This is a genomic window from Leptospira congkakensis, from assembly GCF_004770265.1.
In the GTDB taxonomy this organism is placed as follows: Bacteria; Spirochaetota; Leptospiria; order Leptospirales; family Leptospiraceae; genus Leptospira_A; species Leptospira_A congkakensis.
In genome coordinates this window covers 23,472-37,978 of record NZ_RQGQ01000001.1, presented here as the reverse complement: position 1 = coordinate 37,978, position 14,507 = coordinate 23,472, and the positions used below count along the sequence as shown (strand labels likewise).

Below are 14,507 nucleotides of genomic sequence, written 5' to 3'. Positions count from 1 at the left end.
ATGGCTGGAGCATCAGGTTCTCAAGACGAAGAAATTGGAAGTATAAACATCACCCCGATGGTGGATGTGATTTTAGTACTTCTTGTCATTTTTATGGTAACGGCAAACTTTCTAAAAAAAGAAAGTTTAAACATCAATTTGCCAAAAGTACAAGCTGCTGACCCGAACGTTGCCGAGTCAGTACAAGTTGCAATCACCAAAACAGGTGCTCTCCTTTTAGAAGGAAAAGATACTGACGTTTCTGGTTTAGTTCGAAATCTCGAAAGAGAAGCTAAAATCAGACCAAACATGCGTTTAACGTTATCTGCAGACGAAAGTCTTCCTTATGGAAAAATTACGGAGCTGATGGGAATCATCCGAAAAGCGGGTGTTACGAAAATTGCCCTCAGTGTAAAAAAATGAACCGTATCGCGGAATTATGGGATTTATTAAAAGTTTCCATCAAACAAAACAAAGAACGTTTGTTTCACATTTGTTTGATCGGAAGTTTGTTTCTCCATACCGCAACTTACGCTGGTTACAAGATAAGCCAATTACGTGGAGATGAAGTTCTTGAAGAATCTAACTTCGAAGATGTTGATGTTAGTTTTGAAGAAATTCCTCCTGAACTAATTGGTGGTACATCTTCCCCTGCGCCCATAGAAAAACAAGAATGGGTGGAAGGTAGTAACAAAGACAAGGCAGATGAACCAGACAACTCTGATATCAACCCGAACCAACTCTCTGGTAATGGAACTGATAAAGATGGGTATTTGTTTTCATTCAATGGAGACAAAATGCCTACTGCAATCATTGACTTTGATTTAAGAGAATATTTTCCTCCACAAGCCAAAGCTGCCAATATCGTAGAGAAACAAGTTGTTTTACTTGTTCAAGTGAATGAAGATGGAACTTTACAATCAGCAAAAATAGTTTCTGGTCGAGTTGGATACGGATTTGAAGAGGCTGCTATGAAACTCATCAAACGAGTTCGTTTTAGTCCAGGTTATGTTCAAGGACAACCGAAAAAGATGGCACATCGACTGCCTATTTTGTTTTCCTTAGAAGACTAACATACTTCCGATGAAGGATGGATTTGCTAAACTTATTGATACACCACTACTATCAATTAGCATATTCATCCTTGTTTTGATCGCTTCTCTAATAACGATTTCTTATAATATAGTAAGTCCCCAAGACAACACAATGGTAAATTATTCATTCGCTGAGAATGGAGATTATTTTATTGGCGATATACCTGCAAAGGAAGATGGGGAATATGATTTTCCAAAAATGAAAAAGGTTTTTTGGCAGTCTAGTGCTGGCTGGATCAGCACAGATGAACTGCTTAAAATTGCTAATAGTGAATTTATTTGGGTTAGAACTCCTGCTCTCTCCGTTGAAAATCACTCCGAACTTTTTATACTTTTACAGCACCAGGGAGCAGTATTCGAAGTTTTTACGGATACTGGTCAAAGCTTTTTCAAATTTGGCGATTTCAATGACCCAAAATCTGTCCCACATGTCTTTGATTCGAAGTTCAGTTGGATTCAAATTCCATTAGTGGAAAGTGAGTATTACTATATTCGACTATATCACAATAGGAGTTTTCTATTTTCCATACCAGTAATGGAACAAATAGCAGGTAATCGCGATTCGGTTTTCCGAAAATTTGCCATCAACAATTTCACATATATATTTATTCATGCGTTCTTCTTTATGATAGGTTTTATATGTGTATTAGTCTATTTCATTGAATTCAAAAAAAGATACGATCTAGTTTTAGATTTTGCCATATTCTGTTTATTGTTTGGTGTTTTTGGATTAAGTTCAAATAGTTTTTTGCAATATATTTTTGATAACCAAAAACCGCTTATAATTCTTAATGTTATTTCCAGTAACTTTATATTTATTCCCATGATATCTGGATTACGCAGATTATTTACGAATATTAAAATCCCTATACTACCAATATTAATATATATCAATTTATTTATCGCCTTGAGTTCGACTATTTTTACATTTAGCCTACCATTCTCAGATTCTATTTATCTAGCATTTTTAGAAATGCTTCCTTTCATTATGGGATTAAGTGTCTTTATTATCTTAATGAATATTTCAGGTTCAATCTTCGCATCATATTCAGCTTGGAAAGCAGGAAACATAGTAGCAAAAGGACACTTTATCGGATTTTGTATCACGTTATTACTTGTCATAATAGAAATATATTTTTCATTCACTGATCAATTTGGAGTTAGTCGAGTTGTTTTTTGGGGTGTTCTTTTCGGTGTTATCTCCCAAGGCTTTGCATTGGAACGTGCTATATTTGCCAACAGGCAAAGAGCACAAGTATACAAAGAAGATTTATTAAAAGCTGAAAAATCGCTAAAGGAAAGCCAACTCAAAACACTCCAAACAAAAATGAGCCCGCATTATTTGTTTAATTCTTTAAACACGATCCACGCACTCCATAAAATTAAACCAGAGTTAATCGGTGATGCAATACTAAGCCTTGCAAATAATTATCGATTTATCTCCGATAGAACCGATAGAGACTGGATTCCTTTTGATGAGGAATGGAATTTTTTAGAAGATTATCTCCATCTACAAAAATTACGATTCTACGATACAATCAAAATTGATTTTAAAAAATCTGGAGATTTTTCTTCGGTGATCCTTCCACCATTATTACTCCAACCCATTATAGAAAATTCATTTAAACATGGATTCAGAGGTTCTGCAGAAGAGCAGTTCCAACTTTTCATTCATGCAAAGATGATCCGAGATTCTGTTTTTAGTTTTGTGGTTTATGATAATGGCATTGGAATTCCAGAAGAATTACTTGCTGACAAAACAAAACTCCTCGAAAGATCTCTTGGAAATATCAAAGAACGACTAAGGAATTTATACTCAGAGTTTAATTTTGAAGTGACGCGAAATTTTCCAGAAGGTGCAAGAACAGAAATAGAAATTATACTAACTTCTAAAGTTCAACAAGTTCCCTAAGTTTGGTTGCTAAGGCATTGGCAGAAACTCCACCCGGAAAATTTGCCAAAGTATTTAAGTCTTCATCTAACACATAAATAAAATTTGAATGATCAATTCGGTAATTATTTCCAGTCCCTACTTTTTCTCTGACAATACCAAACAAATCTGTTAGTTTGATTAAAGACTCGGCATTGGGAGAAAGTGCAGTTAAATTTTTACCAGGGAAGTTTTGAATGTAGTTTTTTAAAGTAGAGGGAGAATCTCTTTCCGGATCTAAGGTAACAAAAATAAATCGGAACCGATTTGATTTTTCACCGAGTATCAACGAGGCCCTTCCAAAGTTTGTCAAAGCCAAAGGACACATATCGGGGCAATGAGAAAACCCAAAATATAAAACTGATTTTTTTTCAGACCAAAATTTAGGTTCAAGTACGCTTCCATCTGGTCTTATAAATGATAGATGTTTCCACTCTTCTTTGATTGTATCTTCTTTGGATTTACAACAGAAACCCAAACTCATAAAAAATACTAAACTAAAAATTGTTATACGGCGACAATCCAACCCATTCCTCCATTTTCAGCCATATGTGTTTGGTGTGGATGGAACATATAACGACCTTTTTTCTTAAGCACAAACTCAATCACAACACGTTCCGTTTGACCAATGGAAACAACATCCGAATGTCCATCAGGAACCGTTGTTCCTAAACTCCGAATGATATCAAATGTTTGAGCATGTAAATGGAAGGTAATGATGGGTTCTCTTTCCATCATATTCTGGATATAAAACCGAACGCGTTCCCCCACAGGAACTTTCATCGGATAACGATCATAAATTCCTGCAATTCCATTCCATGTATAATAATCGTTTCGACCTTTACCTTTTGTATCCCATCCAGAAAATGTCAGAACAAATTCATGAGCAGGTGGTCTTTTAGTAGGAGGATCTACAAGTAGAGCACCATACAATCCTTTGGCGGTATGAACCATCAGTGGTGGAACATGGCAATGGTAAGGATGAAGGCCTACAGGCCCTGCTTCTATCTGATATGTTCTTTCTCCAAAAGCAGGAATCGGTTCCCAACCATCTTCCATAGGGTCATGGGTTCCATGAAAATGTAAAGAGTGAGGATCAGGACTCGAATTTTTAACATGGATTCGAAGTGTATCACCTAAGTTGGCACGAAGCACAGGGCCTGGAACTAAACCATCAAATGTCCATGCAGGATAATTTACATTATGAGCAATATTCATACTCAAAGGAAAAAGATTGAGATTAAAATCTTTCACCCTTGAATTCGTATTTTTATAGTTAGGTGGATAGTAAAATCTTTCAGTATATTCTTCTTTGATGAAAAATGGTGGGTGGGCCATACTTCCGTAAGTATTGGTTCCTCGTAAACTCCCACCGGCACCAATCGAATTTTGGTAATTATCACTGACTGTGGGAGTGGTCACCACTCCGAAGTTTACAGCACCGGAAGAAGTAGAATCGGAAGGTCCACAAATTTCCTCAGAGTTACGAGAATTGAATTTTATGGATCCAAAAAGAGATCCAACAAGTCCCGTAATTCCAAATCCTAATGTTGTTAAAAAACTCTTCCGATCCATAATCAAACTCTCTTAAAATCTAGATGTGAGAAATTAAACTTAAAACCCAAACAAGAACCAAAACACCTAGGCCACCACCGACGGCTATTTGTTTGAATTTTTTCTCATACTCAGTGTCAGCAACTAACAAATAAACTGCTGGCCCAATCACAGGAACTACTAAAATCACCAGAGACCAAATGATTTGTTTTGTAGTATCCATTCCTTTTTGTTTAGATAGTCCAAACAAAGCCAATGGTGCCCAAACCATTGTCAAAACAAAGGGAAGGTAATACGCGTAAGATCCGATAAAATATGTCCAAAAACTTGGGGTTGCAAATGTTGTTTCCATAAATAAACTCCTATATTAAGTTAAAGACGGTTCCGTTACCGCCGTCATCGCATAACCAGCATAAACTAGTATTGTTAGAAAAAGTAAAATACCACCAATCACCACGGTATTTCGAACCACTCGTGAAATTTTAGATTCCTTAGAATATAAATAAATCAAAGAACCAATAAAAGGAACGAGTAATACTAACCAAAAGTAAAAATCTAGTTTTGCACCTTTAGCAGAGAATCGATCCAACATGGCAAGTCCTGTCCAAGCGGCAAAAATTGCAAATGGTAACAAATAACCCATGATATGGAAATACCATGTTTTTAATGTTCCAGGGAAATGAACTCTCCAACCAGAAGTATACATTTTGTTAGTTGCAGCATCAAATTCCGCTTGGCTGAGTTTCGGTAGCTCTGCTGTATCAATCAAACCTTTGTTTGTTTGAAAAACATCATGTGCTGGAACCACAGTAACCAAACTTTCCTTTGGCATATTGGATTGTGCCGGAGGAATGGGTTGGTTTTTATAAGAACCTAATACAAATTCACGAAGGTTTGCCTGAACAAACAATGCTAGTAAACCAATACTAGACGACATATCTCCTATATGTGGATAACGAAGCCCAGAACAAGACTGAAGTGATTCTAATAGCGGTGGACTTGAAACTCCATAAGAATTTCCTTCAAAACAGTTGCCCACATTCACAGGCCCACTGAGAGCAATGTCTCCACGACCGGAATGGTATACTTTGTTGTTTCTTACGACGTTGTTATTGGAGATCCAAATATTTTCGTCGATATTCATGGTGACTAAAATACCATAATTGTTGTGGTTAAAAACTAAATTGTCTTCCACAAGATTTTCAAGTGCTCCAAGAAGTGCGATACCATTTCCAATGGATGGGTATTCTAATTTTTTGGAAGGGGCATTCGTATTGTTATTATCATAAACAATATTCTTTTTAACTACAATTTGTTTTTGTGGAGGAAGTAACTCACGATCCAATGTATTTGGTCCAATTCCTAATTGGTTTTTTCTCCAAATAGAAGATAACAAATATAAGTTTCCACTTGAATTGGTTCCCGAATACCCAAGAGCATTGTTCTCTGAAATTACATCGCTTATGATCGCATTACATGGATTACACTGTCCAATGTAAAATCCCGAATCAGGAGATCCAGAAGCATACGAATGTTCCATAAGTCCATCTTCTGAATCAAAAGCATAAATACCATAATCGCCGTTATTGTATGCAGTTAGATAAGACCCACGATATCCTTTTACACCCGTCCAATAAACACCATTGAGTGTTGCATTTCTGGTGGTAAGGTTTTCAACAGCCACACCGTCAGCACCAACAACCATAATTCCGTTCCCACGTAAAAACTCACCATCAATGATGGTTTCATTACGATCTTCTCCACGAATCACAATCGAAGGAGTGGTAACAGTTACTTCTTCTTTATAAATTCCTTTCGCAACTAGCACAAGATCCCCTGGAGATGCTGCATCAACTGCATTTTGAATGGTTTTGTATTGAGAAGGAACTTTTCGAGTCACCCCTGACCACTTCTTGGATATCTTTGATTTGGCAATATTTGTTTGTGGATTGTAAGCGGCATCTCCAATCACAGCAACACCAGTCATTCCTATTTTACCATCAGGGGAAGCATGGAAGGAACAAAAGTAAGGGAACACACCTTCTTCAGGAAAAAACACATCGGTATGTGCACCGCGGAACATAGCTAAGTTGCCAAATGTTTTTTCTGTTGTCCAATCTTTGGAGATGGAAATGGCATTGTGAGGATTGTTTCCTTCGTTCACAAATCGAATTTTTCCACCTTTGAATGTGCGAATGACAGGCGGGTGAAAGGCATTGTCCATCATCGTGACATGGACAAATGCCGAATTGGCCGGATCTTCCGAATTACAATGATTCATACCAAACGTTATGAATCCCGTAAGGAAGATTCCTAATAGAATCTTTTTTGTCTTTTGCATAGGTCTTTCCCAGAACATGAGGATTTCCTCACATTTCGAGAATTTTACAACTGTGTTAAAACTTTGTCAATTGCAAATCAAAGGAAAGAGGAAAAATATACAAACAAGAGATTGTTCAGTTCGGAAAGGACTGCCTTTTTTTCAGAAGATTTTGTCTTTCTTTGGGCAATTTTAAACACAGAGTCCACTGTTTCCACGATCATCAGGGCGCGGTAGTATGCGAATTTTTTATCCACTTTTGGGAAGAGCTGGAGGATCACTTTTTCCGCAAGCGACTTGGCAAAACGTTCATTACTTTCAATATCTAATTTTAACAAAGCTTGGTTTGTATATAAGATGGAATTAATCAAACGATAACCTTTCACTTCATTAAATGCCTGTTCAAAAGCGGACAAAGTGAACGATATAAAATCAGGAGAGAATTTTTTTTTCTTTCTGAGTTCTTCATCCAAAAGTTTAAAAAAAGAATCATGAAGGATAAAATAACAGGACTCTGCATGTGAATAAATAATGGATTCTTTATTCGGAAAAAATTGATAGATGGAACCAACTGAGATCCCACTTCTTTCTGCAATCAAATCAGTAGTCAGATCGTCATACCCAACTTCACCTAACAAATCGATAGCGGTATCTACAATTTTTTGATACCGCTCCTTCGATCGTTTTTGTTGAGGAATCTTTCTTGGATTCAGTTTGATATTCATTCGGATCGTAATGCCACAATCGGACTGAGTTTGGCAGCATATTCAGAAGGCCACCAACCAAAAAGAATTCCGATCGATATAGAAAATAAAAAGGCAAATCCAATAGAAGGAAAGGATAAAACAATGGTCCAACCAAAGTATTCTTGCAAAAAAATGACAGCAAGGATTCCAAATACAAGTCCAACAATCCCTCCAGTCAAACTTGTCAAAGTAGATTCGATTAAAAATTGCATACGAATGTCGGACTCACGAGCACCAAGTGCCTTTCTGAGGCCAATCTCTTTTGTCCTTTCCTTTACCGAAACTAACATAATGTTCATAATTCCAATACCACCTACCATTAGTGATACTGTTGCAAGGGCAATGAGTAAGGTTGTCATAGTTTGGTTGGTCTCAGAAACAGCAGACTGGATATCTGCCATATTCATTACTTGGTATATATTTCCCATCGATTCGTTTGTGCCGTGGCGATCATGTAAAAATCTTTTTAGGGAGGTTGTAAATTCTTCTGAGGACTCAGACTTTTCTAATTCCATTTCCAAACTATCAACAGCATCTTTATTCAATAATCTCCGCATAGCAGTATTTAGCGGGATGAGGATAACATCATCCTGATCACGAAATCCAGAACTTCCTTTTTCAGGAAGAACTCCCACCACTCGAAATAAAATCCGGTTTACCTTTAGATAGGTTCCCACAGGATTTTTTCCTTCATACAGTTCCTTCACAACTGTATTTCCTAAGAGACAAACCAATGCTCGTTTCCCGTTTTCCTCTTCAGTAAAAAACCTTCCTTCTACAGGTTCTAAATTACGAAGGGTTTCATAAATGGGATTCGCTCCGGTAATATAACTATTCCAGTTTTTATTTCCGAAAACAAGTTGTGCCCTCCCATTCACAACAGCAGAGATTTGTTTGACTTCTGGAAATTTTTTAGCAACAGCATTAACATCAAACACATCCAATCGGTTGACTGAACCTGCCTCAAGAGAAACTCCCCCACTTCTCATTCCGCCTGTACGCACAATGACCAAATTGGCACCTAACGAAGAGAACTGTTCCTCTACAGACTTTTTAGCACCTTCTCCCAATGCCATAACAGAGATCACACAAACTACACCAAAAAGAATTCCGAGTGCTGATAAAAATGTGCGCAAACGATTGGATGATAAAGAAAACAATGATTGTAAAAAAATTCCTTTAAAAAGAGGCCATCCTTGTTTTCTTTTTAAATCAACTTTAGGTAATACAACCTGATCTTTTTTTTTCTTTTTTCCTTCATCAGAAAGTATTTTTCCATCACTCACATGAATGATACGATCACAATACTCTGCCATCTCAGGTTCATGGGTAACCATCACGATGGTTTTTCCTTCTTTATGAAGGCGTTGTAGTTCCAACATGATTTCAATTTTACTTTTGGAATCTAAGTTTCCGGTGGGTTCATCTGCAAAAATGATGGGTGGATCAACAAGTAAGGCACGTGCGATGGCAACTCTCTGTTGCTGGCCACCTGAAAGTTCGTTCGGTGTGTGGAGAGCACGATTTAAAAGTCCGACTTTTTCTAACTGCTGTAAGGCTCTTTCCTGATTAAAATCTACATTTGTATACAAAGATGGTAAACTGACATTTTGAGTGGCATTGGATTTGGATAATAAATGGAACTGTTGGAAAACAAAACCAAGCATACTACCACGTACATCAGACAGTACATCGGAAGATTCACCGTCTACTTTCCGACCAAATAATTTATAAGTACCCGAGTCCACATGATCCAGTAATCCCATTACTTGTAGTAAAGTAGATTTGCCGGATCCCGAAGGGCCCATAATCGCAACAAACTCCCCTTGCGAAATTTCTAAATCGATACCAGCTAAAACAGGAAACTTCGAGTTTCCAATGGTATACGATTTATTTAAGTTTCGGATTTCAATTGCTAACAATAGTTATCTCTTTGGAATTTTTGGTGAAGAAAAGGGTCCACCGGAACTGGTCTTTTTTTCTTCTTGGATTTTTTTCTTTCGGTAAACCATTTCATTTTCTGCAACTCCAGAAAGGATAACTGAATTCTGTTCATCTGAATTTCCTATTGAAACTGAGCTTTCGACAAGTTCGCCATCAACTTTTTTTGTAATTTTTCCTTTACCACTACTTCCTTTCACAAATTCGTTAGGGATTAACAATACATCTATTTCTTCAGAAAGCAGAAAATCTATAGTGATCGACATCCCACTTCTTAAATAGTCTGGAATCGATTTCAATTCTAAATCCACATTGTACATGGTCACATTGTTTTCGGTTACAGCTTCATAACCAATATGAGATACCTTGGCTCTGATTGGAGAATTTGAATAAGAATCAACCGTTACATTTGCAGTCTGGCCAATTTTTATTTTGGATAAATCGGTTTCGTCTACCTTTGCTTGCACCATCAAATTGTCAGAAAGAACATAAAGTATATCTTGTTGTGTGACAGTTTGCCCTGGACTAATGTTCGATGCAATCACCAAACCACGCAAAGGTGAAATGACAGGAGTTGGTTTATAAAAATCTTCCCATTTTTTTAATTCCTCTTCTCCTTTAGCTCGTGCCGCATCTAATAAAGCAGCCCTTTCTGTAGAACTCATCCAAGCGATGATTTTACCACGGCCGACCTGTGTTCCTTCATTTACTAAGATAGATTCCACACGCCCAGCAATAGGAGGTTTGATTTCCAATCGATTTTTGGGAATGGCTGTCCCTGTAGCCCGAACAGTAACAACCAAATCTCCGCGAAACACTTTCGCAGATTCTAGCTTGGTATTTGGTTTTGATTTTCCAAACCCAAATACATAAACTACAATAGAAATAATGATTACAGCGAGTGTAATGAGTATCAGTTTAATCTTCATCAAAACATTTTCCTAGATTTCGTAAGTAAGTAGCCTCTGCCAAACCAAGATCCCGCTTACCTAATAAATGATTTTTTTCACGATTGATTAAATCGTTTTCTATAATATCCCAATTTTCAAAACTGATGAGTCCATTTGAATATTGGGATCTCGCGATCATCGCACGAATCTCCGATGCCTTATAAAATTCAGACAATACAAACAATTGTTCTGATGCATTTTTGAAATTGAGATGAGACTGCTCCAACGAAAAAGAAAGAGAATTTTTTTTAGAATCTCTTGTATGAATCGATTTTTCATACTCTGTTTTTGCAATTTTAACATTATAATAATCCCTACCGCCATTAAACAAGGGATAGGTTAGGTTGAGTCCAAAACTATAGTTTCTAGGTTTAGGCAACCAAACATCATCTTGTCTCGTCACTGTTGCGCTTAAATTGAGTTCAGGATAAAATCCTGCTTCTGCAACACCAATATTTGCTTGGGCGGCTCTCACTTTTGATTGTTCGGCCATAATCGATGGATGAGATTCCAATAAACTTTCTTTTTCTTTTTCAGAATATTTTTTTTCCATGGATGATTCATATAAAAATTCTGAGTTGATATTTACATCCAAACGATTAGCAATCACTCGTTCTACTTCGTTTAGATTACTTTCAAAAAGACGAGAAGCAGAAGAAACTTCGAATTCGGATTGTTTAACAAAGGATTCACTCAACAAAAAACTTCCTTTATGTTCCCTGCCCACTTCATATCGAAGTTTTACCAAATCACGGTTTTTGACTCGCCTTTCTTTAATTTTTTCTGAAAGTTGATGGAGTTCTTTGGCATACAACATTTGTGCATAACCCGATTTTAATTCAAAACAAATTTTTAACCGAGAATCATGTAATGTTTGTTTAGCGGCCTGCAGTAAAGCTTCCGTTTTTTCGATTCCACTTTTATCTTTAAAACCAGCAAAAAGATTTTGATTTGTACTAAGTCCAACAGAATAACGATTCACAGCAGTAGGCCTTGATTCTCCTGAACTCGATTGTTGGTTTGCATTAGAGCCAGCACTTGATCCATTCAATAGAGGATCATTTACAGTTCCTGATCCACTAAAATTTACAGAGGACTGTCTTGCCGAAGCCAAAACGTTGACAGTCGGTAAATACGCAGCGTAACTTTTTTCATTTTCAAAAAATGCTTTATCATAGTCGGCTTTAGCTGATAAAAATTCTGGATTGGATTGAATCGCTGTCTGCCAGAGTTCTTTGATTTGGATTGGTTTGGCAAAAAGCGAATCCAATCCAAATGTTACTAAAACAAAAAATATAATTCTAATCAACTTCACTATATACTAAACCCAAGTTTGATTGGAAAAGTTCCCAAAATCTATTTTTAAAAAAATTTTACCAACTTCCAGAACTACCGCCACCACCAAAACTGCCTCCACCGCCGCTAAACCCACCGGAACTCCCTCCGCTACTAGACCATCCCCTACTACTACCACCAGATCCACCAACGGGTCCGCTGAAGTTACCTTCTTTCATTCGTTTCCGACCATGAGGAGTGAGTAGATGATAGAGTTTATAAAGCCCAACCCCAATGGCATAAATTAAAAATACGCTAGCGCCAATATTGGCACCATATACGGCAGTAGGAAACAAACTCCAAAATGGAAATAAAAAGAAATAAATAAACCATCCCACATAAGGCGCATTAGCTGCTACATAAGTAAAAACTCCCAACACAATCAATACAAAGATTGTGATCAAAATTTTTATTGGAAAAGGAATTTCATTCTGTCCTCCAGAAAGTTCTCCTAAAAAAGACAAAGGACCAAGATGAGAATAATCTTCTGGTGGTGGAATGGAATAGGATCCTTCAATGGCTCCGAGAATGGAATTTACACCGTTTTGGATTCCGGATTCAATTTCTCCTTTTTTGAAATAAGGTTTGATTTCTTTTTCTATGATATGATGGCAAAGAACATCTGTTAAACTTCCTTCAAGTCCATACCCTACTTCGATCCGTAACTTTCGATCATCCAACGCAATTAACAATAATACTCCATTGTCATTTTTCTTTTGTCCCAATTTCCAAGTTTCTGCAACTCTAAGAGAGTATTCTTCTAAAACCTCTCCCTCAAGTGAAGAAATCACATACACTGCAACCTGATTCGTTGTTTTACTTTCGTGATCTCGTAGTTTTGTTTCTAATGCAGAAACAAAACCAGGACTCAATGTCCATGTTTCATCTGTCACTCGGGCCTTAAGCCGAGGTACATCTTTTGACTGAAGTAGTAAGGGTAAAAAGAAAAGGAGGGAAAAAACCAATATCCTCTGCATAAAAGGATATTGGTTTTAAAACACTAAGTTACAAGAATTTTTTTGTTAACTACTTATGGATTCGAGTCGCTCCATAATAAGCAGAGATAGGTTTTAAATCCTCAAATCCAATCAAATTTACCTGTCCCCCTCTCGATTCATAGTCTCGTTTGAAACTTTGTAAAAATTCAATGGCTGAAAAACCAATCATTTTCACATTCTGATCAAACTTTAGATCCACTCGTTCACCTGGAGCAATTTTCCTGAATAATAATTTCAATGAAATCATATTAGAAAATAACAAAGCATGTTTTACATACAGTTCATGGACTTTGTTTTCCGATTTTACAGTGATATCTGCAACAAAGATATAACGAAGAGGAACACCAAAATAAATTTGGATCAAAATAGCAGTGATGATTCCACAGAACACACCAACTAACAAATCCTCTACGATTGTTAAAATCACCGTTACAGTAAAAATAACAATTTGATCCCAACCTTTTTCATAAGTTTCTTTGAAAACATGAGGAGAAGCCAATCGAATCCCCACCATAATCAAAATTCCCGCAAGGGATGCGAGGGGAATTCGATGGATAAGGCCAGGCAAAAGTAAAATGAAAAAAAGCAAAAACAATCCATGAAAAAAATTGGAGAATCTTGTTTTGGCACCATTTTCAATATTTGCAGAAGACCGAACTACCTCGGCGATGATTGGTAAACCACCAATCCAACCTAAAAAGAAGTTACCGGCACCTTTTGCTACCAATTCACGATCCATATTTGATTTACGGCGATACGGATCTGTATTATCAACTGCAGTTGCAGTTAACAATGATTCAATACTTGCAATGAGTGCAATGGTAATGACCATTACCCAAAAGATTCCATCCTTCCATCTAGAAAAATCAGGGAAAGTGATTCCATCATAAATATGGTCTGGAAGATTTACTAATTTTTCAGGACCAATTTTATAAGTTTGGTCGAGTAGTGTATAAGAATGTTCATCAGCTAAATCAAAAACAACACCCAAAACAATACCAACTAACACTGCAACTAGTGGTGCAGGTAACTTTTTTAGTAAAGGATTTTTGATTTTTGCCAAAATCGCAATGATTACAATCGCAGAAAGTCCTATGATCGCAACTTCAGGATTCACAAGAGAAAAACTAAAAGGAATTTCTAATAACAACCCACCGATTGTTTTGGCTTTAGGAGTGATTCCAAGGGCTACATAAAATTGTTTGGAAATGATAATAATTCCAATCGCAGCCATCATTCCATGAACTACAGAGATGGGAAAGTATACGGTTAAATTTCCTGCTTTCACAAGCCCAAGTATCACTTGAATGGCACCTGCAATCACAATGGCAGCTAACGTTAATTCAAATCCGAGTTTTGGATCTCCGCCACCTAATACCATAATTGAGTTGAGTACAACGGCGATGAGCCCAGCGGCTGGACCATTAATGGTGAGGTGAGAACCACTGAGTAGAGAGACCAAAATTCCACCCACAATTCCAGAAAAAATACCAGCCATCGGGGGAGCACCCGAAGCAAGTGAGATGCCCAGACAAAGGGGCAACGCAATCAGAAACACAATAAAACCGGACAAAATGTCCGATCGCCAATTTTCCTTTAACCCGGGTAACCAATCTTTGAGATTGTCTTTGCTGTTCATGGGAACGTCCTCTTATCTTAA

The 14,507-nt window shown here is 37.1% G+C and carries 13 protein-coding genes; 3 read left to right on the top strand and 10 right to left on the bottom strand.

The window, feature by feature from the left end; all coding sequences use genetic code 11:
* From EHQ70_RS00185 to EHQ70_RS00175, 3 genes are read left to right on the top strand one after another with little or no spacing between them, the layout of a single operon-like run.
* Positions 1–402, top strand: a complete 402-nt coding sequence (locus EHQ70_RS00185) for an ExbD/TolR family protein (protein WP_100789291.1) — start codon at positions 1–3, stop codon at positions 400–402.
* Entirely contained in the window at positions 399–1,052 is a 654-nt protein-coding gene (locus EHQ70_RS00180) for an energy transducer TonB (RefSeq protein ID WP_135582968.1), read from the top strand. Before EHQ70_RS00185 ends, EHQ70_RS00180 begins: the two co-directional genes overlap by 4 nt.
* Positions 1,053–1,062: 10 nt before the next feature.
* Positions 1,063–2,985 carry a sensor histidine kinase gene (locus EHQ70_RS00175; protein ID WP_135582967.1) on the top strand — a complete coding sequence of 641 codons (1,923 nt, stop codon included), beginning with the start codon at positions 1,063–1,065 and terminating at the stop codon, positions 2,983–2,985.
* Here the strand turns inward: EHQ70_RS00175 and EHQ70_RS00170 are convergent.
* From EHQ70_RS00170 to EHQ70_RS00125, 10 genes are all read right to left on the bottom strand, one after another.
* Complete coding sequence (locus EHQ70_RS00170) at positions 2,963–3,487, bottom strand: SCO family protein (protein ID WP_208729482.1); 525 nt, start codon at positions 3,485–3,487, stop codon at positions 2,963–2,965. The two genes, EHQ70_RS00175 and EHQ70_RS00170, sit on opposite strands and share 23 nt — an antisense overlap.
* 23 nt (positions 3,488–3,510) lie before the next feature.
* Positions 3,511–4,578: a multicopper oxidase domain-containing protein gene (locus EHQ70_RS00165; protein ID WP_135582965.1), complete on the bottom strand. Its 1,068-nt coding sequence runs from the start codon at positions 4,576–4,578 to the stop codon at positions 3,511–3,513.
* Between the two features lie 19 nt (positions 4,579–4,597).
* Entirely contained in the window at positions 4,598–4,909 is a 312-nt protein-coding gene (locus EHQ70_RS00160) for a PLDc N-terminal domain-containing protein (RefSeq protein ID WP_135582964.1), read from the bottom strand.
* A 15-nt stretch (positions 4,910–4,924) separates the two neighbouring features.
* Positions 4,925–6,898 carry a right-handed parallel beta-helix repeat-containing protein gene (locus EHQ70_RS00155; RefSeq protein ID WP_135582963.1) on the bottom strand — a complete coding sequence of 658 codons (1,974 nt, stop codon included), beginning with the start codon at positions 6,896–6,898 and terminating at the stop codon, positions 4,925–4,927.
* A gap of 77 nt (positions 6,899–6,975) precedes the next feature.
* Positions 6,976–7,602 carry a TetR/AcrR family transcriptional regulator gene (locus EHQ70_RS00150; RefSeq protein ID WP_135582962.1) on the bottom strand — a complete coding sequence of 209 codons (627 nt, stop codon included), beginning with the start codon at positions 7,600–7,602 and terminating at the stop codon, positions 6,976–6,978.
* Complete coding sequence (locus EHQ70_RS00145; RefSeq protein ID WP_135582961.1) at positions 7,599–9,545, bottom strand: ABC transporter permease; 1,947 nt, start codon at positions 9,543–9,545, stop codon at positions 7,599–7,601. Before EHQ70_RS00145 ends, EHQ70_RS00150 begins: the two co-directional genes overlap by 4 nt.
* A gap of 3 nt (positions 9,546–9,548) precedes the next feature.
* On the bottom strand, positions 9,549–10,493 hold the full coding sequence (locus EHQ70_RS00140; RefSeq protein ID WP_135582960.1) for an efflux RND transporter periplasmic adaptor subunit: 945 nt from the start codon (positions 10,491–10,493) through the stop codon (positions 9,549–9,551).
* Positions 10,483–11,829, bottom strand: a complete 1,347-nt coding sequence (locus tag EHQ70_RS00135) for a TolC family protein (protein WP_135582959.1) — start codon at positions 11,827–11,829, stop codon at positions 10,483–10,485. Before EHQ70_RS00135 ends, EHQ70_RS00140 begins: the two co-directional genes overlap by 11 nt.
* A 58-nt stretch (positions 11,830–11,887) precedes the next feature.
* Positions 11,888–12,742, bottom strand: a complete 855-nt coding sequence (locus EHQ70_RS00130) for a TPM domain-containing protein (RefSeq protein WP_244288169.1) — start codon at positions 12,740–12,742, stop codon at positions 11,888–11,890.
* A gap of 133 nt (positions 12,743–12,875) precedes the next feature.
* Positions 12,876–14,486, bottom strand: a complete 1,611-nt coding sequence (locus tag EHQ70_RS00125; protein WP_135582957.1) for a SulP family inorganic anion transporter — start codon at positions 14,484–14,486, stop codon at positions 12,876–12,878.
* Positions 14,487–14,507 lie beyond the last annotated feature (21 nt).